This is a genomic window from Pseudomonas sp. BNK-44-b (assembly GCF_047456245.1).
Taxonomy (GTDB): domain Bacteria; phylum Pseudomonadota; class Gammaproteobacteria; order Pseudomonadales; family Pseudomonadaceae; genus Aquipseudomonas; species Aquipseudomonas machongensis.
The window spans coordinates 5,469,871-5,492,984 of the sequence record NZ_CP179908.1 but is presented as its reverse complement, the minus strand read 5'-3'; the positions used below and the strand labels follow the sequence as shown (position 1 = coordinate 5,492,984).

Here is a 23,114-nt window from a genome sequence, read left to right as displayed (position 1 = left end):
ATCCGCTCGACGCCTTAGGAGGCAGGTGCAGCGCTGCGCTGCACGGCTGCCAGCAAGGCCGCGGCGCTCGCGCCACGGCAATCCACAACCTGTTGGGCGCCTGCCGCCCTGGCCTGTTCGGCCACGCGCGGGCTTGGCACGAACAGCGCAAGCCCCGCCAGACGCGGCCAATCCGCACCGGCCAGCTGGAGCAGGTGTTCGAAACCCTGCCCACTGCTGACCACCAGCCCGTTCAGGCGTTCCGCTTGGATCCGGCGCATCAGGCTGCCTGGGGGATAATCCGGCAGGCGACGTTCATACAGTTCCAGATAATCGACACTAGCACCTTGCTCACCAAGACGCTCGGCCAGCCATTCACGACCACCGACACCACGGACAATCAGGACGCGTGCTGTAGGAACTGCGACAGCCTCTCGCAGGACAGATAGACCGAGCAAGGCCTCGCTGTCATCACCCGCTGTAGGGAACGTCACCTGCAGATCGGCAGCCTGGAGAATGCGTGCCGTCGCCTCCCCCACAGTGAACCAGCCCTGGAGCGGCGCCGCGATGCCCTCGTCGGCAAGCCGCTCGAGCAGCAGGCGCGCTGCAGGCTTGCTCACCACGATGATCGCCTGGTACTGGCCGATGTCGGCCAGTCGCGCCTGGGCCATTTGATCCAGGGTCAGCGGGTCGATCGCCAGCAAGGGCAAGCGGCTGCTGGCGATTCCGACAGCAGCCAGGCTCTGCGCCAAAGCCGCGCACTCCTCTTCGGGGCGGGTCAGCAGCAGGCGCCAGCCGCTCACGGATGGCCGGCCTCGCCGTAGACTTCCTTGAGGATCGCCTCGGCGCCCTGCCCCAGCAGGTCTTCGGCCACCTGCACGCCCAGGGTTTCGGCGTCGGCGCGCGGAGCGCGGGCATCTGCCATCAGTAACGTCCCGCCACTGGGCTGGCCGACCAGGCCACGCAGCCACAATTGATCGCCTTCGAGCACGGCATAGCAGGCGATCGGCACCTGGCAGCCACCGTTGAGGTGCTTGTTCATCGCCCGCTCGGCCTTCACGCGGTCAGCGGTATCGGGGTGGTTGAGCGGCGCCAGCAGGGCGTGGATCTCGCTGTCGGCGCTGCGACACTCGATACCGACAGCACCCTGGCCACCGGCCGGCAGGCTGTCATCGACACTGATGCTGGAGGTGATGCGGTCTTCGAAGCCCAAGCGGATCAAGCCTGCGGCAGCCAGGATGATGGCGTCGTACTCACCGGCGTCGAGCTTGGCCAGGCGGGTATTGACGTTACCGCGCAGAAAGCGGATTTCCAGATCAGGGCGGCGCGCCAGCAACTGGGCCTGGCGGCGCAGGCTGGAGGTGCCGACGACGCTGCCGGCCGGCAGCGCCTCAAGGCTGTCGAACGTGTTGGAAACGAAGGCGTCGCGCGGGTCTTCGCGCTCGCAGATGCAATACAGGCCCAGGCCTTCGGGGAAGTCCATGGGCACATCCTTCATCGAATGCACGGCGATATCGGCTTCGTTGTCGAGCAGGGCGGTTTCCAGTTCCTTGACGAACAGGCCCTTGCCGCCGATTTTCGCCAGGGGCGAGTCGATCAGCTTGTCGCCGCGGCTGACCATCGGCACCAGGGTCACGACCAGGCCCGGATGGGCCTGCTCAAGGCGAGCTTTGACATAGTCGGCCTGCCACAGGGCCAGGGCACTTTTACGGGTAGCAATGCGGATTTCGCGAGTGGACATGTAACGCCCCGAAGCAGAGAAATGCCGCCGATGATAACAGCTCCGCCAGCCTCGCTAGCAGATCCAGGTCATCACCTGGCCCGCCATCCCTGGCAGCGGCCGGCATTCACCTCGGTCAGAGCGTCTGCATCATCTTGCGCACACCGGCCACATGCCGGCGGCTGACAGTCAGGGCATCGCCGTCGAGGCCTTTGAGAAACAGCTGGAAATGCCCCAGCGGTGTGCGCTGCAGGCGCTCGATACGCTCGCGGGCCACCAGGGCGTTGCGATGGATACGCACGAAGCGCTCGCCGAATTCGTCTTCCAGCGATTTCAGCGGCTCGTCCAGCAGCACTTCGCCAGACTCGTGGCGCAAGGTCACGTACTTGTGGTCGGCAATGAAGTAAATCACCTGGGGCAGGGGAATCAGCTCGATACCCTTGCGCGTTCGCGCACTGATATGACTGCGCGGGCCGCCTCCGCTTTCGGTGGACGGGCGGGTCAGGGCGGCGAGCTGGGTGCGGTTGGGTTTTTCCGCCTTGCGCAGGGCATCGCGCAGGGCCTGGGGCTGGGTCGTGCGACCTACATGGCTGAGGGCGCTCTGGCTGAATGCCTCCTGCTCGTCGTCATCGAGGCAGAACACCAGCGCCGGTGGCGCCTCGCGTTCGCACAGACGCGCCGCCACCTGCAGGCCATCGAGGCCCGGCATGCGGGTGTCCAGCAGGACGACATCGGGTTTGAGGCTATCGATCAGCGCCAGGGCCTCCTCGCCATTGGTGGCACTGGGCTCAAGCACCGTATAGCCCTCGAGCTCACCAAGCAGTCGGCTCAGGCGCTCGCGGGCCTGGGGTTCATCATCAACGATCAGGACATTCATAATTGCGCTGGATTCCTGAGTGAGTCTCGCAGTGGGTACAAGCGTAGACAGGAGTCGGTGACCGTTGTAACGGTCACGCTACAGACCCATGCGAAGGCCAAAGATTCACTGGTCTGGCAGAATCGCTGCCAGTCCTCTGTCCAACTGTAGACGGTCCGTGGAACACTGCCGTTCAATCGTTGAATATCCTGTGGCGCCCGCCACCCGGCGTAGACCGGCAATTTTCTCGCGACCGGCGCCCTGCTTAGCGAAGCCCAACCCTGCTATGATCGGCGCCACTTTTTCATTCACGCCTTCTATGAGTGGATCCATGAGCACCGACAAGACCAACCAGTCCTGGGGCGGCCGCTTCAGTGAGCCCGTCGACGCCTTCGTCGCCCGTTTCACCGCCTCGGTCGATTTCGACAAGCGCCTGTACCGTCACGACATCATGGGTTCGATCGCCCACGCCACCATGCTGGCGCAGGTCGGCGTACTCTCCGACGCCGAGCGCGACACCATCATCGATGGCCTGAAGACCATCCAGGGTGAAATCGAAGCGGGTCAGTTCGACTGGCGTGTCGACCTCGAAGACGTGCACATGAACATCGAGGCGCGCCTGACCGACCGCATCGGTATCACTGGCAAGAAACTGCACACCGGCCGTAGCCGCAACGACCAGGTCGCCACCGACATCCGCCTGTGGCTGCGTGACGAGATCGACCTGATCCTGGACGAGATCACCCGCCTGCAACAGGGTCTGCTGGAGCAGGCCGAGCGCGAAGCCGAAACCGTCATGCCCGGCTTCACCCACCTGCAGACCGCCCAGCCGGTGACCTTCGGCCACCATCTGCTGGCCTGGTTCGAAATGCTCAGCCGCGACTACGAGCGCCTGGTCGACTGCCGCAAGCGCGCCAACCGCATGCCGCTGGGCAGCGCGGCGCTGGCCGGCACCACCTACCCGATCGACCGTGAGCTGACCTGCAAGCTGCTGGGCTTCGAAGCCGTGGCCGGCAACTCGCTGGACGGCGTCTCGGACCGTGACTTCGCCATCGAATTCTGTGCGGCCGCCAGCGTGGCGATGATGCACCTGTCGCGCTTCTCCGAAGAGCTGGTGCTGTGGACCAGTGCGCAGTTCCAGTTCATCGACCTGCCTGATCGCTTCTGCACCGGTAGCTCGATCATGCCGCAGAAGAAGAACCCGGACGTCCCGGAGCTGGTGCGTGGCAAGACCGGCCGCGTGTTCGGCGCCCTGACCGGCCTGCTCACGCTGATGAAAGGCCAGCCGCTGGCCTACAACAAGGATAACCAGGAAGACAAGGAACCGCTGTTCGACGCCGCCGACACCCTGCGCGACTCGCTGCGTGCCTTTGCCGACATGATCCCGGCGATCAAGCCCAAGCACGCAATCATGCGTGAAGCGGCGCTGCGTGGTTTCTCCACCGCCACTGACCTTGCCGACTATCTGGTGCGCCGCGGCCTGCCATTCCGCGACTGCCACGAGATTGTCGGGCACGCCGTGAAGTACGGGGTCGACACCGGCAAGGACCTGGCCGAGATGAGCCTGGACGAGCTGCGTCAGTTCAGCGACCAGATCGAGCAGGATGTGTTTGCCGTACTCACCCTGGAAGGCTCGGTGAACGCGCGCAACCACATCGGCGGCACCGCGCCGGCACAAGTGCGTGCAGCGGTGGCGCGCGGCAAGGCGCTGCTGGCTTCCCGCTAGGCGCGTACCGAGGGCCGCGCCCTCGAATCACCACACAAGGCCGCTGCCACAGGACACCTCGAACCCTGTGGAAGCGGCCTTGTGCCGTGATGGGCCGCACAGCGGCCCTTCTTCCCATCACCGCTTGTTCTGCACCATCTCCATGAACCTTGGCATCGCCGCCTCCTTGTCCGCCACGATCCGCGCCATGTGCGGATGCTCGCGCAGCTTCCCCAACAGCGCCGCTGCCTGTGGGAAGTCCGCCAGGAAATCGATCCCCAGCACCTTCTTGCCCACCGCACACGCCAGGTCGACCGAGAAGCAGAACATCAGGTCAGCCAGGGTCAGCTTTTCGCCAGCGACATAAGGCGCGAACCTGCCATTGCGCTTGAGCGTGGCAAAACCTGCCAGCAGCTCGCTGCGCGCCCGCTCCTTGATCAGCGGCTCCACCGCCGTACCGAAGAACGCTTCGGCGTAGCAGGTACGTGCAGGCAGTTCGATGTACAGCTCGATCTCCTTGAGCAGCTCACGCACCTTGGCCTGCCCGAATGCATCACTGGGCAGCAGCGGATGCTCGGGGTGGGTCTGCTCGATGTAATCGAGGATCACGTTTGTCTCACTGAGAAAGCCGTGTTCGGTTCCCAGCACCGGAACCTTGCCACGCGGGCTGATGGCCAGCACCTCGGGCGTCTGCCCGGAAACGAACGGCACTTCCTCGAAGGGCACGCCTTTTTCCAGCAGGGCCAGCTTGACCATGTTGTAGTAGTTGCTGACCGCGAATCCGTAGAGCTTGAGCATGAACGACAGCCTCCAGGCCGTAAGGGGTTGGCCTGGCTGTTATAGCCGCCTGGCCACCCCCTGACCAGCATCATGGCGCGCGTCGATGACCGGGCATTGCCGACACAGGCATGGCACACTGTCGCTTTCATCACAGGAGTAGCGCCATGAGCGAACCCACCGACATCGAAAACGACGACGAAGAATTCGCCGAGGCGACGCTGACCCAGGCCATCGAGAACCAGATCGAGAGCGGCAATCCGCCTGCGGCCAAGGCCACCTTCAACAAGCTGACCCTGGTCGGCTACGAACGCGAAGACATCCTCAACCTCATGGCCCACGTGCTGGCCATCGAGATCGACGCGCTGCTCACCGAGGACCGCGCATTCGATACCGAGTGGTACGAAAATGCCCTGCGTGCCCTGCCCGAATTGCCACCTGAGGCAAATCAAGGCGACGACGACGAAGCCTGACTACACTCCTGACTTCCATCCTCGTCTGAGAAGTCAGGAGTCGCCCCATGTCCTTTACCCCCGAATTGGTCGCCGAACTGGAAGTCCTTGCGCTGTTCAACCTCGACAGCAGCCAGGAAGGGATCAAGATTCACGCCAATGCCTCGCCAGCCCTGGTCGCTGCGGCCAAACGCCTGCATGACAAGCAACTGACCGATCAGCCAGACGGCGGTTACCTGACCAGCCTGGGACACGATGCGGTGGAGAGCGTGCAGTTGCTGTTGAATGTTCTGAAGACCCCACAGCCTGCATAACTGCACCGGCCTCATCGCGGGACAAGCCCGCTCCCACAGGTGCAGCACCGTTTTCAAGGGTCTGGTTGGATCTGTGGGAGCGGGCTTGTCCCGCGATGAGGCCCATAAAGACACCGCACTTTCTTGGGCGCTGGAAAAATGGCGTCAAAATGCCACTCACCCTCTTATCCGACCTCGCCACTCAGGCTAAACTCGCCGGTGCTCCCCCGGCCTGTCTGAGTGCGTCATGAACCACCCCCATGAAATTCGCCCCGATCTGCACGACGGTATCGACCGCAAGGTGCTGTCGACCCTGCGCGGGCGCTTTCTCCAGCTGAACCAGGGGCGTCTCGAGCGGGCCATGGAAGGGCTGTCCAGCCGCCAGCAGCAGGTACTGACGCTGCTGCCGCTGTTCTTCCACGTCAATCATCCGCTGCTGCCGGGCTATGTGTCGGGCAGCACGCCAGCGGGCGTCTCGGGCTTCGAGCCGGACGCCGATCTGTTGGCCGAGGCCCAGCGCCTGACGCGCTCCTTCACCTACAAGGCCCGCCACGGCAACCCGCCACGGCCGATTCACGGCCTGTTCCTCATGGGCAGCCTCGGCACCCTGGCCCAGGCCGAGCAAAGCGACATGGACCTGTGGGTCTGCCATGCGCCGGGGATTGGCGAGGGCGCCCTGGCCGAGCTGCGGCGCAAATGCCAGTTGCTCGAGGCCTGGGCCGCTACCCAGGGCGCCGAGGCGCATTTCTTCCTGATCGAGCCCCAGGGCTTTGTCCAGGGCGAACGCGACAGCCAGCTCAGCTCGGACGATTGCGGCACCACCCAGCACTACCTGCTGCTCGACGAGTTCTATCGCACGGCAATCTGGCTGGCCGGACGCACACCGCTGTGGTGGCTGGTGCCGGTCTACGAAGAGCACAACTACCAGGCCTACACCCAGACGCTGCTGTCCAAGCGCTTCATTCGCGCCCAGGACGACCTCGACCTCGGCCACCTCGCGCACATCCCGCCCGGTGAGTTCGTCGGCGCCGGACTGTGGCAACTGTTCAAGGGCATCGACTCGCCCTACAAATCGCTGCTCAAGCTGCTGCTGACCGAGGTCTACGCCAGCGAGCACCCCGAAGTGCGCTGCCTGAGCCTGGACTACAAACGCGCGGTGTTCGCCAACCGCCTGGACCTCGACGAGCTGGACCCTTATGTCATGGTCTACCGCCGGATCGAGCAGTACCTGCAGCGCCGCGGCGAGCACGCGCGCCTGGAGCTGGTGCGACGCAGCCTCTACCTGAAGGTCAACAAGAAGCTCAGCGCCCTGGCCCGCACACGCAGCACCGGCTGGCAGCGCCAGCTCCTGGAGCGCCTGACCGAGGAGTGGGGCTGGGACGAGCGCCAACTGGCCCTGCTCGACAGCCGCAGCCAGTGGAAGGTCCGCCAGGTGGCGGTCGAGCGTCGCGAGCTGGTTGCCGAGCTGAACTACAGCTACCGCTTCCTCAGCCAGTTCGCCCGCGACCAGAACGCCAGCAGCCGCGCCGATCAACGCGACCTCAACGTGCTGGGTCGGCGCCTGTACGCAGCCTTCGAGCGCCGCGCCGGCAAGATCGAGGTCATCAACCCGGGCATCGCCCCGGACGTCGCCGAAGACACGCTCACCCTCGTCCAGTCGCCCAACCGCAAGGAGCCCGGCACCCACCACTGGGGCCTGTACAACGGCAACCTGGGCGTGCACGAGTGGGAACATTTCAGCCCGATCAAACGCTGCCGCGAACTGCTCGAACTGCTGACCTGGGCGCACCGCAACGGCGTCATCGACAGCAGCACCCGCCTGGCCCTGCACCCTGGTGTCAGCGACCTGAGCGAATTCGAGCTGTTCAACCTGCTTGGCAGCCTGCAGCAGACCATCGCGCTACCGCTGGAAACCGTCAGCGAAATCCGCCTGCTGCAACCAAGCGTGGCCGACGAAATCCTGCTGCTGGTCAACGTCGGCATCGACCCGCTGCGTCATCACCGCGACCTGAACATCCTGATGACCACCGAGCGCACCGACTCGCTGAGCTATGCCGGGGTGCGCGAAAACCTGGTGCTGACCTTCGACCAGATCACTCTGAACAGCTGGAACGAAGTGCTGGTGCAGCGCTACGACGGCGAGCACGCGCTGATGCGCTGCTTGCGTGATTTTCTCAACAGCCAAGGCCCACGCACGCAGCGTCCGCGGTTACGGGTGCGCTGTTTCTGCCACAACCGCGCGCAAGCGATCGCCCAGCGCGTCGAGGACATCTTCGAGACCGTGCAGTCGCTGCTGGATCAGGGCCTGAACCACCGCTACCTGCTGCAGGTGGCGCAGCACACCCATGTGCTGGACCTGGTGCCCGGCCAGGTCAGCCTGACTACCCTGGACGACCAGGATGCCGTGCTCGCCCACCTCGGCGAGGAGCGCAGCCAGTACAGTCCGCTGTACCTCGACGCCAACGCCCTGCAGGACCACGACTTGCCGCTGGTGCTGGAGCAGGGCCAGCCGGGTTGCATCCAGGTGTTCTATCGCCTGCACGAAGGCTGGGCCGAACTCTACGTACTCGACGAGTACAACGCACTCTGGCAGCAGCGGCTGCCACTGCAGGACGAAAGCCACCTGCTGCTGCCCCTGCAACGCTTTCTGCAGTCGGTCGTGGTACGCCGCGATGCCCAACTGCCGCTCGACAGCCTGCAACAGGCCGCGCTGGACATCCTCTACTACCAGCTACTGCCCAACGGCCCAGGCAAATGCCGTGCCCTGGAGCCTCGGCCCGCGCCACAGGTCGCGGGCGGCCAGCCGTACTACGAAGTGCAGGCGATTCTCCAGGCAGGCGCGGGGGATGACGTGCATGTCACGCTGTATTGCGACCAGCAGGAGTTTTCCCAGCTCGATCACGGCGACCAGCTGTATGCCGTGGTCGCCCGGCAGATTCTGCGCCAGCGCCGCAGCGCCGGGAACTACCGCTGCTACATCACCGACCTGGATCTGTCCGAACTGCTTGAGGACGAACAGGGCTCGACGGTGCTGTTCCTGCGCTACAAGCGCGAACTGGAGCAGTCGCTCAATGATGGGCTGGAGCAGCTACAGGCTGGTTTGTAGGTGATGCCGTTCAGAGGTCGAAATCACCCGCCGCTTCAGGCTGGTATTCCACCTCGAGCAGCTTGAGCTTGAGCATCTTGCCACCCGGCGCCGGCCAGTCGATCTGGTCGCCCACCGACAACCCCAGCAGCGCACAGCCGATCGGCGCCAGGATCGAGACTTTGCCTTCGGGCCCTGCATCCTTCGGGTAGACCAGGGTCAGGTGATAATCCTTGCCGGTGGCTTCCTCGCGGCAGTGCACGCGCGAGTTCATGGTCACCACGCCCGCCGGGACCTCCTCGTGGCCGACCACCTGTTCGGCGCGGTCCAGCTCGTCCTGCAGGGCGAGCACACCCGGCGTGCTTTCGTCGAGGCTGTCGAGCAGACGCTCAAGACGCTGCACGTCCAGTCGGGTGAGGATGAGGGAAGGCTTGGTGCTCATGGTCCAGTCAGACTCCTTTCAACGAAGTATTTCAAGCTGTAGATAAAGCAAAACCCCGCCCAAGGGCGGGGTTTGAGAATGCTTCTGGCGCGGCCAGTACCGGATTGACACTACCACAGCCGGGCAAATACTCAAGCCTGTGGCGTCGAAGCCCTCAGCGCGTCGGCCTCGCGGCAGATCTGCCGCCGCCGTTCGTCATCGGCCGAACGCCATTCACGGATATGCTCCACATGCCGCATGCATCCGGTGCAGACCCGACGCTCGTCGAGTCGGCAGACGCTGATGCACGGCGAAGGCACGGCCGGGCTGACGTTGCTGTAGAGCGGCTTGGGCGGCCGCGGTTGCTCGCTCATCTCAGATCTCGTCGAAGTCCAGCTTCTCGCCGACTCGCTCCCAGACGATGCGCTCGAGCATCTCACCGAGCAGTTCTTCGCTCTTCTCGCAGACCCACTTGCCACTCTCTTCGTCATAGTCGAAGTGGAAACCGCCCGAGCGGTCGGCCAGCCACAGCTGACGCAGCGGCTCCTGGCGGCTGAAGATCAGTTGGCTGCCGTTGTCGAACTTGATCGTCAGGACACCGGCGGAGTTTTCCATGTCCAGGTCCAGGTCGGTCTCATCGAACAGATCCTCCAGGGCCTGTTGGGTCGCGTCGACCAGGTCGTGGAAACGCGCTTCGCTCAAACTCATTGCAGGAACCTCGAAAATGGCTGCACACACGCAAGCCGGGCACGATACGACCGCTGGGCGCTGATTGCAAAGACTAGCGACCGGCAGCACCGAGCCCAACCCTCACAACGAGCAAGCCTGGCCCGCCCGACGGACCGGCTCTTGCATAGGCAATCCGCCGGTCGCTCGGTATACTCGGGCGCAATACTGCTTATTTCAAAGGATTTCACCCATGAAGCGCCTGATTTCCTCCATTGCGGCGCTGGTCGCTGTAGCCTGCCTCGTTTCGGCCTGCGGTCAGAAAGGCCCCCTGTACCTGCCTGAAGACGGCAAGGACGGCAAGAGCGCACGCAAGTCGTCGCACCAGCACGCGCAGCCGGCCAAGGCCGCCCCGCAAGACGAAGAATCGCTGCCCGAGCAGTCGCCAGAGCAGTAAGGAAATCCAATGGACGCATTCAACTACCGCGACGGTGAACTGTTCGCGGAAGGCGTGGCCCTGTCGGCCATCGCCGAACGTTTCGGCACCCCCACCTACGTCTACTCGCGCGCCCACATCGAGGCCCAGTACCGTAGCTACACCGACGCCCTGCAAGGTGTCGAGCACCTGGTGTGCTTCGCGGTCAAGGCCAACTCCAACCTCGGCGTGCTGAACCTGCTTGCACGCCTTGGCGCGGGCTTCGACATCGTTTCCGGTGGCGAACTGGAGCGTGTGCTGGCCGCCGGCGGCCGGGCCGACCGCGTGGTGTTCTCCGGCGTCGGCAAGACCCGTGAAGACATGCGCCGCGCGCTGGAAGTCGGCGTGCACTGCTTCAACGTCGAATCCACCGACGAACTCGAGCGCCTGCAAGTGGTAGCCGCCGAGATGGGCAAGGTCGCCCCGGTCTCGCTGCGGGTCAATCCGGACGTCGATGCCGGCACCCATCCGTACATCTCCACCGGCCTCAAAGAGAACAAGTTCGGCGTCGCCATCGCCGATGCCGAAGCCATCTACGTGCGCGCCGCACAGTTGCCCAACCTGGACGTGGTCGGTGTCGACTGCCACATCGGCTCGCAGCTGACCACCGTCGACCCGTTCCTTGACGCCCTCGACCGCCTGCTCGACCTGGTCGACCGCCTTGCCGACTGCGGTATTCACCTGCGTCACCTCGACCTGGGCGGCGGCGTCGGCGTGCGCTATCGCGACGAACAACCACCGCTGGTGGCCGACTACATCAAGGCCATCCGTGAACGCGTCGGCGCACGCGACCTGGCCCTGGTGTTCGAGCCGGGCCGCTACATCGTCGCCAACGGCGGCGTGCTGCTGACCCGCGTCGAATACCTCAAGCACACCGAGCACAAGGACTTCGCCATCATCGATGCGGCGATGAACGACCTGATCCGTCCGGCGCTGTACCAGGCCTGGATGGGCGTCAGCGCGGTCAAGCCACGTGAAGGCGAAGGCCGCGCCTACGACCTGGTCGGCCCGATCTGCGAAACCGGTGACTTCCTCGCCAAGGACCGCCAGCTGAACCTGGCCGAAGGCGATCTGCTGGCCGTGCAGTCCGCGGGCGCCTATGGTTTCGTCATGAGCTCGAACTACAACACCCGTGGCCGTTGCGCCGAAATCCTGGTCGATGGCGACCAGGCCTTCGAAGTCCGCCGCCGCGAGACCATTGCCGAACTGTTCGCCGGCGAAAGCCTGCTGCCGGAGTGAACCCATGCTGCTGCGTTTCACCAAGATGCACGGGCTGGGCAACGACTTCATGGTCCTGGACCTGGTCAGCCAGCACGCGCACATCCAGCCCAAGCATGCCAAGCAGTGGGGTGATCGCCACACCGGCATCGGCTTCGACCAGCTGCTGATCGTCGAGGCACCGAGCAATCCGGAAGTGGATTTCCGCTACCGGATCTTCAATGCCGATGGCTCCGAAGTCGAACAGTGCGGCAACGGCGCGCGCTGCTTTGCCCGTTTCGTGCTGGACAAGCGCCTGACCGCGAAGAAGCGTATCCGCGTCGAAACCAAAGGCGGTGTCATCGAGCTTGATGTGCAGAACGACGGCCAGGTCTGTGTCGACATGGGCCCGCCGCGCTTCAACCCGGCCGATATCCCCTTCGTTGCCGACCAGCAGGCGCTGAGCTATCCACTGGAAGTCGATGGACAGGTGCACTCGATCGCCGCCGTGTCCATGGGCAACCCGCATTCGGTGCTGCGCGTCGATGACGTGCGCAGTGCCCCCGTGCATGAGCTGGGCCCTAAAATCGAGCACCACCCGCGCTTCCCGCAGCGGGTCAACGCCGGCTTCATCCAGGTCGTCGACCGCCACCGTGCCAACCTGCGGGTCTGGGAGCGCGGTGCCGGCGAAACACAGGCCTGCGGTACCGGCGCCTGCGCCGCCGCCGTGGCAGCCATCGCCCAGGGCTGGATGGACTCTCCCGTGTCCATCGACCTGCCGGGCGGGCGCCTGAGCATCGAATGGGCTGGCCCCGGCAAACCGGTATTGATGACCGGCCCAGCCGTACGCGTCTACGAAGGACAGGTTCGTCTCTAAGCGAGTATCCGCCATGACCGATCAGCCACAGGTTGTACCCGAGCAAGCCGCCGACCTCGATGCCGAGGCGGTGGTCGCCTACCTGCGTGCCCACCCAACCTTCTTCTCCGAACATGACGAACTGCTCATCGAGCAGCGCATCCCCCACCAGCGCGGCGACAGCGTGTCGCTGGTGGAACGTCAGCTCAAGCTGCTGCGTGACCGCAACATCGAGATGCGCCATCGCCTGTCGCAGTTGATGGATGTGGCCCGCGACAACGACCGACTGTTCGACAAGACCCGCCGCCTCATCCTCGACCTGCTCGACGCCAGCAGCCTGGAGGAAGTGGTGATGGCGGTCGAAGACAGCTTGCGCCAGGAGTTCCAGGTGCCCTTCGTCAGCCTGATCCTGTTCGGTGAGAACGCCGCGCCGGTCGGCCGCTGGGTCAGCAGTGCCGAGGCGCAACAAGCCATCGGTGGCCTGCTGGGCAGTGGCAAGACGGTCAGCGGCAACCTGCGCGAGCATGAGCTGGCATTCCTGTTCGGCGAAGACCAGCGCAAGGACGTCGGCTCCAGTGCCGTCGCCTCGCTGGAGCATCAGGGCCTGCACGGCGTGCTGGCCATTGGCAGCCGCGACCCGCAGCACTACAAGAGCAGCGTCGGCACCCTGTTCCTCACCTACATCGCCGAAGTCCTCGGTCGCGTGGTTCCGCGCTTCACCCAGACGCTGCGCTCGGTACGCTGATGGAACGCCAGCTGGAAGCTTATTGCGCGCACCTGCGCAACGAGCGCCAGGTGTCCGAGCACACCCAGCTGGCCTACCGCCGCGACCTGGAGAAAGTGGTCGAATTCTGCAACACCCAGGGCATCGCCAGCTGGCAAGCCCTGCAGATCCAGCAATTGCGCCAGTTGATCGCACGCCTGCACCACCACGGCCAGTCATCGCGCAGCCTGGCGCGCCTGCTCTCGGCGGTGCGCGGCCTGTATCGCTACCTCAACCGTGAGGGGCTGTGCCAGCACGATCCGGCCAACGGCCTGACCCCGCCCAAGGGTGAGCGTCGCCTGCCCAAGACCCTCGACACCGACCGCGCCCTGCAATTGCTCGACGGCGGCGTCGACGACGACTTCATCGCCCGTCGCGACCAGGCCATTCTCGAACTGTTCTACTCCTCGGGCCTGCGCCTGTCGGAGCTGACCAACCTCGACCTCGAACAACTGGACCTGGCCGGCGGACTGGTCCAGGTGCAGGGCAAGGGTGGCAAGGCCCGCGTCCTGCCGGTCGGGCGCAAGGCGCGCGAAGCGCTGCAGGCGTGGCTGAAACTGCGCGGGATCAGCGCGCCACGCGACGGTGCGATGTTCGTCACCCGCCAAGGCAAGCGCCTGGGGCCACGGGCCATCCAGTTGCGGGTCAAGGTCGCCGGAGAACGCGAACTGGGCCAGCACCTGCACCCGCACATGCTCCGCCACTCCTTCGCCAGCCACCTGCTCGAATCGTCCCAGGACCTGCGCGCGGTACAGGAGATGCTCGGTCACGCCGACATCAGCACCACGCAGATCTACACCCACCTGGACTTCCAGCACCTGGCCGCCGTCTACGACAGCGCCCATCCCCGAGCCAAACGCAGCAAAGGCAGCGACTCATGAGTATCAAGCTGATCACCTTCGACCTGGACGACACCCTGTGGGACACCGCACCGGTGATCACCAGTGCCGAAACCGTCCTGCGCGACTGGCTTGCCGCCAATGCCCCAACCCTGGGCGGTGTGCCGGTCGAGCACCTGTATGCCATCCGCGAACGCCTGGTGCAGGCCGAACCGGGCCTCAAGCACCGCATCAGCGCCCTGCGCCGTCGCGTGCTGTTCCACGCACTGTCCGAGGTCGGCTACAGCGAGCAACACGCCCAGGCGCTCGCCAATGAAGCCTTCGAGGTGTTCCTGCATGCCCGGCATCAGGTCGAGGTGTTTCCCGAGGTGCAGCCGGTGCTGGAGATCCTGCGCCATCACTATGTGCTGGGCGTCGTGACCAACGGCAATGCCGATGTGCGGCGGCTGGGGATTTCGGACTACTTCCGCTTCGCCCTGTGCGCCGAGGACCTGGGGATCGGCAAGCCCGACCCTGCGCCCTTCCGCGAAGCCCTCAAGCGCGGTGAAGTGGAGGCCAGTGCCGCAGTGCATGTCGGCGATCATCCGGGTGACGACATCGCCGGGGCCCAACGCGCCGGCTTACGCGCAGTCTGGTTCAACCCCCAGGGCAAGGCCTGGGCCGGCGAGCAGGCGCCCGATGCCGAGATCCAGCGCCTGTCGCAGTTGCCCGAGGTGCTGGCACGCTGGCGCTGACGGCCCTATCGCGGGCTAAGCCCGCACGAACACCCAAATTCCACCCACAAAAAAGCCCGCAGCGACCGCGGGCTTTTTTGTATCCAGCCACTCAGATAGGGCGGCTGCCGTACTTGTTGTCCGGCTTCTTGGGCGGATCGGCGACCACGTTGGCCTCGACTTCCTGGACCTTGCCACCGCGTGCCAGGAACTCTTCCATGGCGCGCGCCAGCGCGTCGCGTTCCTTCTGCTTGGCTTCCATGCTCGGCATCTCGTCTACCGAGACTGCCGCCTTGGACTTGCCTTTGGCGGCAGGTGCAGGGCTGCTGTCGTCGTCGCCGGCGTCTTCCGCGCCGTCGTCGGATGCGGCTTCAAGGGCCTCATCACCCTCGTCTTCGTCGCCTACTTCGAGGTCATCATTTTCCAGATCGTCGTCGCTCATGTTCTACCTCATGACTTGCGAAAAGCAGGTTAGTTATAGACCAGTGATGCCGTAGACCGGCAGCCACCAGTGAAAATTCAACTGGCCGTGGGTTGGCCACTGCCTTGGATGTACGGCCCCTGGTGAGGGCGTTTCACCCAGCAGATCCCAGCTCCTGGCGGGATCTGACGAAATCCTTGAGCCACCGCTGCTGGCCTTGCGCTATTGGCAAGCCTAGCAAAGCGTGGCGAAGTGTGTGGAAGGCACTGCAAACACCCTTCCGGCGCGCATTCTAGCGCGCCGGGAGAAAAAACAAAGCTCCATCAGTACCCGCTTTTCTGTAAGTTTTCTGCCTGCGTCACGAACGTGCCGGATAAACCGTTTGCCTACCGGCGAAACGGTAAAAATCAGGCAAAAAAATGCCCGGACAAGCCGGGCAAGTTTTTTACTGCAGGGCGGTTACAGGTTGTAGCCGCGCTCGTTGTGCTGAGCCAGGTCGAGGCCGACCGACTCTTCTTCTTCGTTGACCCGCAGGCCCATTACCACGTCCAGCACCTTGAGGATTACGTAGGTGACGATGGCGGTGTAGGCCACGGTGAAGATCACGCCCTTGGCCTGGACCCAGACCTGCGCACCGATATCGGTGACCGCGCCGAAGCCGCCCAGGGCCGGTGCTGCGAACACACCGGTGAGAATCGCGCCGACGATACCGCCGATACCATGCACACCGAAGGCATCCAGCGAGTCGTCGTAACCCAGCTTGCGCTTGAGGCTGGTGGCGCAGAAGTAGCAGATAACACCCGACGCCAGGCCGATTACCAGGGCGCCCATCGGGCCGACGGTGCCGGCAGCCGGAGTGATGGCGACCAGGCCGGCGACCACACCCGAAGCGATGCCCAGGGCGCTAGGTTTGCCGTGGCCGATCCACTCGGCGAACATCCAGCCCAGCGCGGCGGCGGCGGTGGCGATCTGGGTCACCAGCATGGCCATGCCGGCAGTGCCGTTGGCCGCTGCAGCGGAACCTGCGTTGAAGCCGAACCAGCCGATCCACAGCATGGCAGCGCCGACCAGGGTGTAGCCGAGGTTGTGCGGAGCCATCGGCGTGGTCGGGTAGCCTTTGCGCTTGCCCAGTACCAGGCACGCCACCAGGCCTGCGATACCGGCGTTGATGTGCACCACGGTGCCGCCCGCGAAGTCCAGTACGCCCCAGTCCCACATCAGTGCGCCGTCACCGCTCCAGACCATGTGCGCGATCGGCGCATAGACCAGGGTGAACCACACGCCCATGAACACCAGCATGGCGGAGAACTTCATGCGCTCGGCAAAGGCACCGACGATCAGTGCCGGGGTGATGATGGCGAAGGTCATCTGGAAGGTGATGAACACCGCCTCAGGGAACAGCGCGGTGGCCGAGGTCAGGCCAGACGGCGTCACACCGGCGAGGAAGGCTTTGGAGAAGCCGCCGATGAACGAGTTGAAGTTGAGCACGCCCTTTTCCATACCGGTGGTATCGAAGGCGATGCTGTAGCCGTAGATGACCCACAGGATGCTGATCAGACCGGTGATGGCGAAGCACTGCATCATCACCGACAGCAGGTTCTTGGAGCGCACCATGCCACCGTAGAACAGGGCCAGGCCCGGGATGGTCATGAACAGTACCAACGCCGTGGCCGTGAGCATCCAGGCGGTGTCGCCGGAGTTCAGTACCGGGGCGGCTGCTTCCTCTGCCAGGGCCAGGCCAGGCATTACGAGGGACAATAGGGCTCCTAGCCCTGCGATCTTGCGCAGAGTCATTTGTTTTCTCCTGGGGCGTTTGGGTTTGGTGAGGCTTGTTGTGTCGCTTAGATCGCGTCGGTATCGGTTTCGCCGGTACGGATGCGGATCGCCTGCTCCAGATTCACCACGAAGATCTTGCCGTCGCCGATCTTGCCGGTGTTGGCCGCCTTGGTGATGGCTTCGATCACCCGGTCCAGGTCCTTGTCATCGATGGCGACATCGATCTTGACCTTGGGCAGGAAATCGACCACGTATTCGGCGCCACGGTACAGCTCGGTGTGGCCTTTCTGCCGGCCGAAGCCCTTGACTTCGGTCACGGTGATGCCTTGCACGCCGATTTCCGACAGCGACTCGCGCACGTCGTCCAGCTTGAACGGCTTGATGATGGCAGTGACTAGCTTCATGAAACTCTTCTCCCGATTTGGTGGACTTGCCCCAGGAAAACAAACCCGTCTCAAGTCTAAGCGCAGCGCCTGGCTTTGTAACGCGTCGTCGGCTCCATTCCCCCACCGACACACGTTTCGGCGGGTGGAGAGGGAGCCTTGCGGCTCCGCCTGCACACTGCCCGATCACAAGGGACTGCATCAGTGCATGGCGCACAGAGGCCTTTGCAGAAACCTTGCCAGATCCGGCAAAGGGCCAGAAAACAAGTAGTTGCACACAATGCTCGGGATTAGCCCATGGCCAGTACGCTGAAAGCTGCACGATTCTGGTGCATCGAGCCGCCAGCGGCTGCTCAAAAAGTGTGCGTCCGACCGCCGAAATGCGCCGTGCTACACTGCCCACCTTTCACACGCCACGGAACAGCCTGACCCATGCTCGCGCCCAAAGCCCTTCTCGACGCCCTGAGCGACCAGGCCTCGCGCCTGTTCAGCGGCGACACCGCGCAGCCGCGCGCCGAACTCGAAAGCCAGTTCAAGATCCTGATGCAGAGCGCGTTCAGCAAGCTGGACCTGGTCAGCCGGGAAGAATTCGACAGCCAGATGGTGGTCCTGGCGCGCACCCGCGCGCGCCTCGAAGCCCTGGAGAAGCAAGTGGCCGAGCTGGAAGCGCGCCTGGCGCCACCGGCCCAGGACTAGCCCCCCTGAGGGATATACGGCCTGCCTCCGCGCAGAGGTCGGCCGCAAACTTCAAACGCTTCCTACAAACACCAGGGAGCATTCAAACAAGATGAAACTTATTTAAAGTTCACCTCCTTGGTTGACTTCGATACTACCCTTGAATAAAGTTCGCTCGCCCTGAGAGAAGGGGCCTTTTTTCCATTCACTGAAGAATTCAATGGACACAGTATCTAGTCGCTGCCTGACCACCGCCGTACGGCCCGGTCAGGCACTTGAACCGGAACACCGGTCCCGACACCCTGGTCGGGCAAGCCGCGCCAGAGCCTGATGCTCCGCCGTGACTTGCCACAGCCGGTGTCCGCCGGTTGGAGGCAAGCTCATGAACCTCACGTCATTCGTTTCACATCGCCTGCACGCCTGCCTGGCGCGTTTGCAGGCCCGCGCCTGGCCGCCCCATGGCCCGTGCGCTCCAGCCCAGCCCCCGGCCGCCGTGCGCGGCCCGCAGTTGCGTGCCGTATGGCAGGCACACCCCTGCCACGGAAAACTCCAGTTGCGCCTGCACTGGCACCATGACGACAGCCAAGACCCTCCAGGTAGACGGGGGCCGCTGGCACGCGTTTGCGCTCGCCTGAGACCCCACACGCTCCACTGAACAACTGATATTCAACAGTAACTTTTGATCGAACTTTCAACATTGAAAGTTCGCCGGACCGTTATTGCCCAATGTTTATCAACGAGGAATACAAACATGGACTGCGCGAGTAGAAAGTTCGCTGCCGAAACAACTTCCGACTCTCGGCAGCGGACAGACAACTGTCGGAAAAACCAAGCATTTTTCTGCGACCCGACATGCCTACGTTCACCCCCTGAGTGAAACGTCTGTGTGTCGTGCCGCCGCAGCGGCAGGAGCACAGCAACATGACCGTCAAACACCGCAACACCCCACCGGCCAAGGCCGAACGCGAAACCCGCCTGTCCACCCGCGCCGCCCGTGAAGCGCGCAATGGCCTGTCCGTCACCCTCGCCAACCTCGATGCCAGCGAGCATGGCCTGACCGAACACGAAGCCGCCAAGCGCCTGCAACGCGACGGCGCCAACCAGGTGGCCCACGACCAGCAACCACACGCCCTGGTGCAACTGCTCAAGGCCCTGCACAACCCCTTCATCTACGTCCTGCTGACCCTGGCCGGGATCAGTTTCGTCACCGACTACTGGATGCCGATCAGCGCAGGTGAAGCGGACGACGCCGACCTAACCAAGGTCATCATCATCATGACCATGGTCAGCCTCAGCAGCCTGCTGCGCTTCTGGCAGGAGTACCGCTCGAACAAGGCCGCCGACGCCCTCAAGGCGATGGTGCGCACCACCGCCACCGTGCTGCGCCGCGAACAGTTCGGCCAGCCGCCGCGCCTGCGCGAAGTGCCCATGGACGAACTGGTGGCCGGCGACATCGTGCAGCTTTCGGCGGGCGACATGATCCCCGCCGACATCCGCCTGCTCGAATCACGCGACCTGTTCATCAGCCAGGCGGTGCTCACCGGCGAGGCACTGCCGGTCGAGAAGTACGACACCCTGGGCAATGTCGCGCAGAAGTCCGCCACCGATGACAGCGGCAACCAGGACAACCTGCTCGAGTTGCCGAACATCTGCTTCATGGGCACCAACGTGGTCAGTGGCCGCGCCCGCGCCGTGGTGGTCGCCACCGGTCGACGCACCTACTTCGGCTCCCTGGCCAAAGCCATCGCCGGTTCACGCAGCCAGACCGCCTTCGACCGCGGCGTGAACAGTGTCAGCAGCCTGCTGATCCGCTTCATGCTGGTGATGGTACCGGTGGTGTTCATGATCAACGGCCTGGTCAAGGGCGACTGGGGCGATGCCTTCCTCTTCGCCCTCGCCGTGGCCGTGGGCCTGACCCCGGAAATGCTGCCGATGATCGTCAGCGCCAACCTGGCCAAGGGCGCCGTGGCCATGGCCCGGCGCAAAGTGGTGGTCAAGCGCCTGAACGCCATCCAGAACCTCGGCTCGATGGATGTGCTGTGCACCGACAAGACCGGCACCCTCACCCAGGACCGGATCATCCTCGAGCACCATGTGCGCATCGACGGTGAGCGCGACAAACGCGTGCTGGAACTGGCCTGGCTCAACAGCCACCACCAGAGCGGCGTGCGCAACCTGATGGACCAGGCTGTGCTGCACTTCGCAGGCCAGGAGCGTGAGTTCCAGGCGCCCTACGCCTACGCCAAGGTCGACGAGTTGCCGTTCGACTTCATTCGCCGTCGCCTGTCGGTAGTAGTGAAGAACGCCCTGGGCGATCACCTGATGGTGAGCAAGGGCGCCGTCGAGGAAATGCTCGCCATCGCCACCCATGTGCAGGAAGGCGACAGCGTCGTGGCCCTCGATGAGCGTCGGCGCCAGCGCCTGCTGGCCAGCGCCGATGCCTTCAACCGCGACGGCTTCCGCGTGCTGGTGGTCGCCACCCGCGACATTCCGGCAAGCGAAGGCAAGGCGCAGTACCACACCGACGACGAGCGTGACCTGGTGATCCAGGGCTTCCTGACCTTCCTCGACCCGCCCAAGGAAACCGCTGGCCCGGCCATTGCCGCCCTGCGTGAGATGGGCGTGCGGGTCAAGGTGCTGACCGGCGATAACCCGGTGGTCACCTGCAAAGTGTGCCGTGAAGTGGGCCTGGAGCCCGGCCTGCCGCTGCTCGGCCAGGACATCGAGCGCATGGACGACACCACCCTGAAGATTCAGGTCGAAGAACGCACCGTTTTCGCCAAGCTCACCCCGCTGCAAAAGTCCCGCGTGCTCAAGGCGCTGCAGGCCAACGGTCACACCGTGGGCTTCCTCGGCGACGGCATCAACGACGCCGCCGCCCTGCGCGACGCCGACGTCGGTATCTCGGTAGACAGCGGCACCGATATCGCCAAGGAATCGGCAGACATCATCCTGCTGGAAAAAAGCCTGATGGTGCTCGAAGAGGGCGTGCTCAAAGGTCGCGAAACCTTCGGCAACATCATGAAGTACCTGTGCATGACCGCCAGCTCCAACTTCGGCAACGTGTTCTCGGTGCTGGTGGCCAGTGCGTTCATTCCCTTCCTGCCGATGCTGGCGATTCACCTGCTGCTGCAGAACCTGATGTACGACTTCTCCCAGCTGTCGCTGCCGTGGGACCGCATGGACAAGGAGTTCCTCAGCGAACCGCGCAAGTGGGATGCCCGCAACATTGGCCGCTTCATGCTGTGGATCGGCCCGACCTCCTCGATCTTCGACATCACCACCTTTGCCCTGATGTGGTACGTGTTCGCCGCCAACAGTGTCGAGATGCAGGCGCTGTTCCAGTCTGGCTGGTTCATCGAAGGCCTGCTGTCGCAAACCCTGGTGGTGCACATGCTGCGCACGCGCAAGGTGCCGTTCTTCCAGAGCACTGCAGCGCTGCCGGTGATCCTGGCCACGGGCCTGGTGATGGCGCTGGGGATCTACATCCCGTTCTCGCCGGTGGGTGCGATGGTCGGTCTGGTGCCGCTGCCGTGGGAATACTTCCCTTGGCTGGTCGCCACCCTGCTGGGCTACTGCGTGGTCGCACAGACCATGAAGACCCTCTACATCCGCCGCTTCGGACAGTGGTTCTGAGCCTGCAGGGAGAGCAGACCATGCGCGTACTGATCTGTGCGGGACGCAACTACGCCGACACCCGGCGCTGCCGCCAGGCCCTGGACGATGTCCAGCGCCAGCGGCCGATCCGGGTGTTGATCCACGGCGGCAGCCAGTTCCTCGGCGGCGAGATCGAAAGCTGGGCACGCGAGCACGGCGCCGACCTGGTGCGCTACCCGCCCAACTGGCAGTTGCACGGCAAGCAGGCCGAACGCCTGCGCAACCTGTTCATGTTCACCGACAGCCGCCCCGAGTTGTTGCTCGCCCTGCCCGGGGGCGACGATACCGAGGAGCTGCTGGCCAGGGCCCGCGGCGCGGGTGTGCAGGTGATCTGCGGCAGGCAACCACGACAACCCGAGCGAGAGGAGCATTGCCATGACGCCTGAAAAGCCTGATGAGAGAGCCCGTTTCTCGCTCACCCACGACCTGCCACCCGCCCAGGCCCGGGCGGCGCGGCGCAATGTGCTGTTTGTGATCGTGACCTTGGTGTTGAGTGGGGTGTTGGTGGTGTTGTTTGGGGTCGAGGCGCGGTTGTCTGGAGGTTGAGGGAGGCTGAAGGTTGAGACGTCTGTGGAAGCGGCGCCTAACCGGCTAGCGCTCGCATCCTTGCTCTTGCTTCGCCAACTGACTTAACATGGCACCTGACTACGGCGACAGCAGAAAATTTGTCGGCGGAGCTGCGTAGGCCTGGCATGCCAAGGTCATATGAAGGGAAATCGCAAGCATCTGGGTTGTTCTGCTTCAGTGCAGGAGACTCGCTTTCGAGGCCGTCCTTCCGCGTAGTCACTTGATATTCCGAATCTTGGCCTCGGTCGCGTGATACGCGGTGACCGGGGCCAAGTACTTTCTGGCGCCGTCAACGCGCACTTCTACTACAGCCACCGCGTAAAATCTGCCTCCTCCCACCACTACCTGACGCCCTGTATTGAAGACTATGGCTTGGGAATGCTTGGGCTTGTTCAACCCAATCTGGCTGTAAGCTGAGTAGGCCGCTACCAAAATGGCCAGGACTTCTGCTGCGCTGCAATTATCCTTGGACCCCCGCGAAGCCATAGGATGAGCTACAGCCTCCAGATCGATGAGGATTCCGCGCTGGTTGGGTACAGGCCAGCCTTTCAGTTGGCATATTTTCTTTACCCTATCCAATTGCTTTGGGGTTAGCAGGAAGCTGAAGGCAGGTGCATGCTTGACCTGTTTGAGCGGTATACCTGCTTCTTGCATTACGCTGACCTGTTGCATCAAGGTTCTGAAAGCGTCTTCGAGGGCCAGATCTCCTCGTTTGTCATGATGCATTGCCGGTCCTAACACTGCCTGCTTTCTCACTCACCGCTCAGCATCGCATTACCGGTGAAACTCATGCCTGTGCAACGCATGGCTGAATTTTGCGGCTGGCTTTGATCGTACG

At 63.8% G+C, this 23,114-nt stretch carries 26 protein-coding genes; 14 read left to right on the top strand and 12 right to left on the bottom strand.

Annotated elements, in window-relative coordinates:
• Nucleotides 1–14 precede the first annotated feature (14 nt).
• The 3 genes from ACMGGG_RS24920 to ACMGGG_RS24910 form a co-directional block, all read right to left on the bottom strand.
• The gene (locus ACMGGG_RS24920) at nucleotides 15–782 is read right to left on the bottom strand and encodes a uroporphyrinogen-III synthase (protein WP_414154597.1); all 768 of its coding nucleotides are present in this window, start codon (nucleotides 780–782) and stop codon (nucleotides 15–17) included.
• Nucleotides 779–1,720 carry a hydroxymethylbilane synthase gene (gene hemC / locus ACMGGG_RS24915; RefSeq protein ID WP_414154596.1) on the bottom strand — a complete coding sequence of 314 codons (942 nt, stop codon included), beginning with the start codon at nucleotides 1,718–1,720 and terminating at the stop codon, nucleotides 779–781. Before hemC ends, ACMGGG_RS24920 begins: the two co-directional genes overlap by 4 nt.
• 115 nt (nucleotides 1,721–1,835) lie before the next feature.
• Nucleotides 1,836–2,576 (bottom strand): LytR/AlgR family response regulator transcription factor, encoded by a 741-nt coding sequence (locus ACMGGG_RS24910; protein ID WP_054891613.1) that lies wholly within the window; start codon nucleotides 2,574–2,576, stop codon nucleotides 1,836–1,838.
• 310 nt (nucleotides 2,577–2,886) lie between these two features.
• On the opposite strand from ACMGGG_RS24910, the gene argH reads away from it, so the two are divergent.
• Nucleotides 2,887–4,281: an argininosuccinate lyase gene (gene argH, locus ACMGGG_RS24905; protein WP_414154595.1), complete on the top strand. Its 1,395-nt coding sequence runs from the start codon at nucleotides 2,887–2,889 to the stop codon at nucleotides 4,279–4,281.
• Nucleotides 4,282–4,398: 117 nt separating this feature from the next.
• Here argH and ACMGGG_RS24900 read toward each other — a convergent pair whose 3' ends face one another.
• Nucleotides 4,399–5,058: a glutathione S-transferase gene (locus ACMGGG_RS24900; protein ID WP_125931013.1), complete on the bottom strand. Its 660-nt coding sequence runs from the start codon at nucleotides 5,056–5,058 to the stop codon at nucleotides 4,399–4,401.
• A gap of 146 nt (nucleotides 5,059–5,204) precedes the next feature.
• Here ACMGGG_RS24900 and ACMGGG_RS24895 point away from each other — a divergent pair, with 146 nt between their 5' ends.
• The 3 genes from ACMGGG_RS24895 (at nucleotide 5,205) to ACMGGG_RS24885 (ending at nucleotide 8,888) form a co-directional block, all read left to right on the top strand.
• Nucleotides 5,205–5,510, top strand: coding sequence for a hypothetical protein (locus tag ACMGGG_RS24895; RefSeq protein ID WP_054891610.1), 306 nt, complete (start codon nucleotides 5,205–5,207; stop codon nucleotides 5,508–5,510).
• 47 nt (nucleotides 5,511–5,557) lie between these two features.
• Nucleotides 5,558–5,803, top strand: a complete 246-nt coding sequence (locus tag ACMGGG_RS24890) for a TIGR02647 family protein (protein ID WP_054891609.1) — start codon at nucleotides 5,558–5,560, stop codon at nucleotides 5,801–5,803.
• 226 nt (nucleotides 5,804–6,029) lie between these two features.
• Nucleotides 6,030–8,888, top strand: coding sequence for a class I adenylate cyclase (locus ACMGGG_RS24885; protein ID WP_112897098.1), 2,859 nt, complete (start codon nucleotides 6,030–6,032; stop codon nucleotides 8,886–8,888).
• Nucleotides 8,889–8,898: 10 nt separating this feature from the next.
• Here ACMGGG_RS24885 and rnk read toward each other — a convergent pair whose 3' ends face one another.
• From rnk to cyaY, 3 genes are all read right to left on the bottom strand, one after another.
• Complete coding sequence (gene rnk / locus ACMGGG_RS24880; RefSeq protein ID WP_414154594.1) at nucleotides 8,899–9,309, bottom strand: nucleoside diphosphate kinase regulator; 411 nt, start codon at nucleotides 9,307–9,309, stop codon at nucleotides 8,899–8,901.
• Between the two features lie 131 nt (nucleotides 9,310–9,440).
• Nucleotides 9,441–9,662, bottom strand: coding sequence for a DUF1289 domain-containing protein (locus ACMGGG_RS24875; protein WP_054891606.1), 222 nt, complete (start codon nucleotides 9,660–9,662; stop codon nucleotides 9,441–9,443).
• Nucleotide 9,663: 1 nt separating this feature from the next.
• On the bottom strand, nucleotides 9,664–9,996 hold the full coding sequence (cyaY, locus tag ACMGGG_RS24870; protein ID WP_054891605.1) for an iron donor protein CyaY: 333 nt from the start codon (nucleotides 9,994–9,996) through the stop codon (nucleotides 9,664–9,666).
• 211 nt (nucleotides 9,997–10,207) lie between these two features.
• Between cyaY and lptM the strand changes: the two genes are divergently transcribed.
• The 6 genes from lptM to ACMGGG_RS24840 are packed head-to-tail and all read left to right on the top strand — an operon-like array spanning nucleotide 10,208 to nucleotide 14,818.
• Nucleotides 10,208–10,411, top strand: a complete 204-nt coding sequence (gene lptM / locus ACMGGG_RS24865) for an LPS translocon maturation chaperone LptM (RefSeq protein ID WP_054891604.1) — start codon at nucleotides 10,208–10,210, stop codon at nucleotides 10,409–10,411.
• A gap of 9 nt (nucleotides 10,412–10,420) precedes the next feature.
• Nucleotides 10,421–11,668, top strand: a complete 1,248-nt coding sequence (lysA, locus tag ACMGGG_RS24860) for a diaminopimelate decarboxylase (RefSeq protein ID WP_414154593.1) — start codon at nucleotides 10,421–10,423, stop codon at nucleotides 11,666–11,668.
• Between the two features lie 4 nt (nucleotides 11,669–11,672).
• Entirely contained in the window at nucleotides 11,673–12,503 is an 831-nt protein-coding gene (gene dapF, locus ACMGGG_RS24855; RefSeq protein WP_063542120.1) for a diaminopimelate epimerase, read from the top strand.
• A gap of 13 nt (nucleotides 12,504–12,516) precedes the next feature.
• Entirely contained in the window at nucleotides 12,517–13,227 is a 711-nt protein-coding gene (locus ACMGGG_RS24850) for a DUF484 family protein (RefSeq protein ID WP_112897095.1), read from the top strand.
• Complete coding sequence (gene xerC, locus ACMGGG_RS24845) at nucleotides 13,227–14,126, top strand: tyrosine recombinase XerC (RefSeq protein WP_063542116.1); 900 nt, start codon at nucleotides 13,227–13,229, stop codon at nucleotides 14,124–14,126. The genes ACMGGG_RS24850 and xerC overlap by 1 nt, the downstream gene beginning before the upstream one ends.
• On the top strand, nucleotides 14,123–14,818 hold the full coding sequence (locus ACMGGG_RS24840; protein WP_200603147.1) for an HAD family hydrolase: 696 nt from the start codon (nucleotides 14,123–14,125) through the stop codon (nucleotides 14,816–14,818). Before xerC ends, ACMGGG_RS24840 begins: the two co-directional genes overlap by 4 nt.
• A gap of 91 nt (nucleotides 14,819–14,909) precedes the next feature.
• On the opposite strand, the gene sutA is transcribed toward ACMGGG_RS24840, so the two are convergent.
• The 3 genes from sutA to glnK form a co-directional block, all read right to left on the bottom strand.
• Entirely contained in the window at nucleotides 14,910–15,239 is a 330-nt protein-coding gene (sutA, locus tag ACMGGG_RS24835) for a transcriptional regulator SutA (RefSeq protein WP_054891598.1), read from the bottom strand.
• Between the two features lie 438 nt (nucleotides 15,240–15,677).
• Nucleotides 15,678–17,012 (bottom strand): ammonium transporter, encoded by a 1,335-nt coding sequence (locus ACMGGG_RS24830; RefSeq protein ID WP_054891597.1) that lies wholly within the window; start codon nucleotides 17,010–17,012, stop codon nucleotides 15,678–15,680.
• A 47-nt stretch (nucleotides 17,013–17,059) separates the two neighbouring features.
• The gene (gene glnK, locus ACMGGG_RS24825) at nucleotides 17,060–17,398 is read right to left on the bottom strand and encodes a P-II family nitrogen regulator (protein WP_002555808.1); all 339 of its coding nucleotides are present in this window, start codon (nucleotides 17,396–17,398) and stop codon (nucleotides 17,060–17,062) included.
• A 411-nt stretch (nucleotides 17,399–17,809) separates the two neighbouring features.
• Between glnK and ACMGGG_RS24820 the strand changes: the two genes are divergently transcribed.
• On the top strand, nucleotides 17,810–18,073 hold the full coding sequence (locus ACMGGG_RS24820; protein WP_063542112.1) for an accessory factor UbiK family protein: 264 nt from the start codon (nucleotides 17,810–17,812) through the stop codon (nucleotides 18,071–18,073).
• Nucleotides 18,074–18,455: 382 nt separating this feature from the next.
• On the opposite strand, the gene ACMGGG_RS24815 is transcribed toward ACMGGG_RS24820, so the two are convergent.
• Nucleotides 18,456–18,638 (bottom strand): hypothetical protein, encoded by a 183-nt coding sequence (locus ACMGGG_RS24815; protein ID WP_414154592.1) that lies wholly within the window; start codon nucleotides 18,636–18,638, stop codon nucleotides 18,456–18,458.
• Nucleotides 18,639–18,973: 335 nt separating this feature from the next.
• Between ACMGGG_RS24815 and mgtA the strand changes: the two genes are divergently transcribed.
• The 3 genes from mgtA to ACMGGG_RS24800 are packed head-to-tail and all read left to right on the top strand — an operon-like array spanning nucleotide 18,974 to nucleotide 22,255.
• Nucleotides 18,974–21,688, top strand: coding sequence for a magnesium-translocating P-type ATPase (gene mgtA / locus ACMGGG_RS24810; RefSeq protein ID WP_414154591.1), 2,715 nt, complete (start codon nucleotides 18,974–18,976; stop codon nucleotides 21,686–21,688).
• Nucleotides 21,689–21,708: 20 nt separating this feature from the next.
• Nucleotides 21,709–22,095, top strand: a complete 387-nt coding sequence (locus ACMGGG_RS24805; RefSeq protein ID WP_063542109.1) for a DUF2493 domain-containing protein — start codon at nucleotides 21,709–21,711, stop codon at nucleotides 22,093–22,095.
• Nucleotides 22,085–22,255 carry a hypothetical protein gene (locus ACMGGG_RS24800; protein WP_186667362.1) on the top strand — a complete coding sequence of 57 codons (171 nt, stop codon included), beginning with the start codon at nucleotides 22,085–22,087 and terminating at the stop codon, nucleotides 22,253–22,255. The genes ACMGGG_RS24805 and ACMGGG_RS24800 overlap by 11 nt, the downstream gene beginning before the upstream one ends.
• A gap of 237 nt (nucleotides 22,256–22,492) precedes the next feature.
• Here ACMGGG_RS24800 and ACMGGG_RS24795 read toward each other — a convergent pair whose 3' ends face one another.
• On the bottom strand, nucleotides 22,493–23,002 hold the full coding sequence (locus ACMGGG_RS24795) for a hypothetical protein (protein ID WP_414154590.1): 510 nt from the start codon (nucleotides 23,000–23,002) through the stop codon (nucleotides 22,493–22,495).
• Nucleotides 23,003–23,114 lie beyond the last annotated feature (112 nt).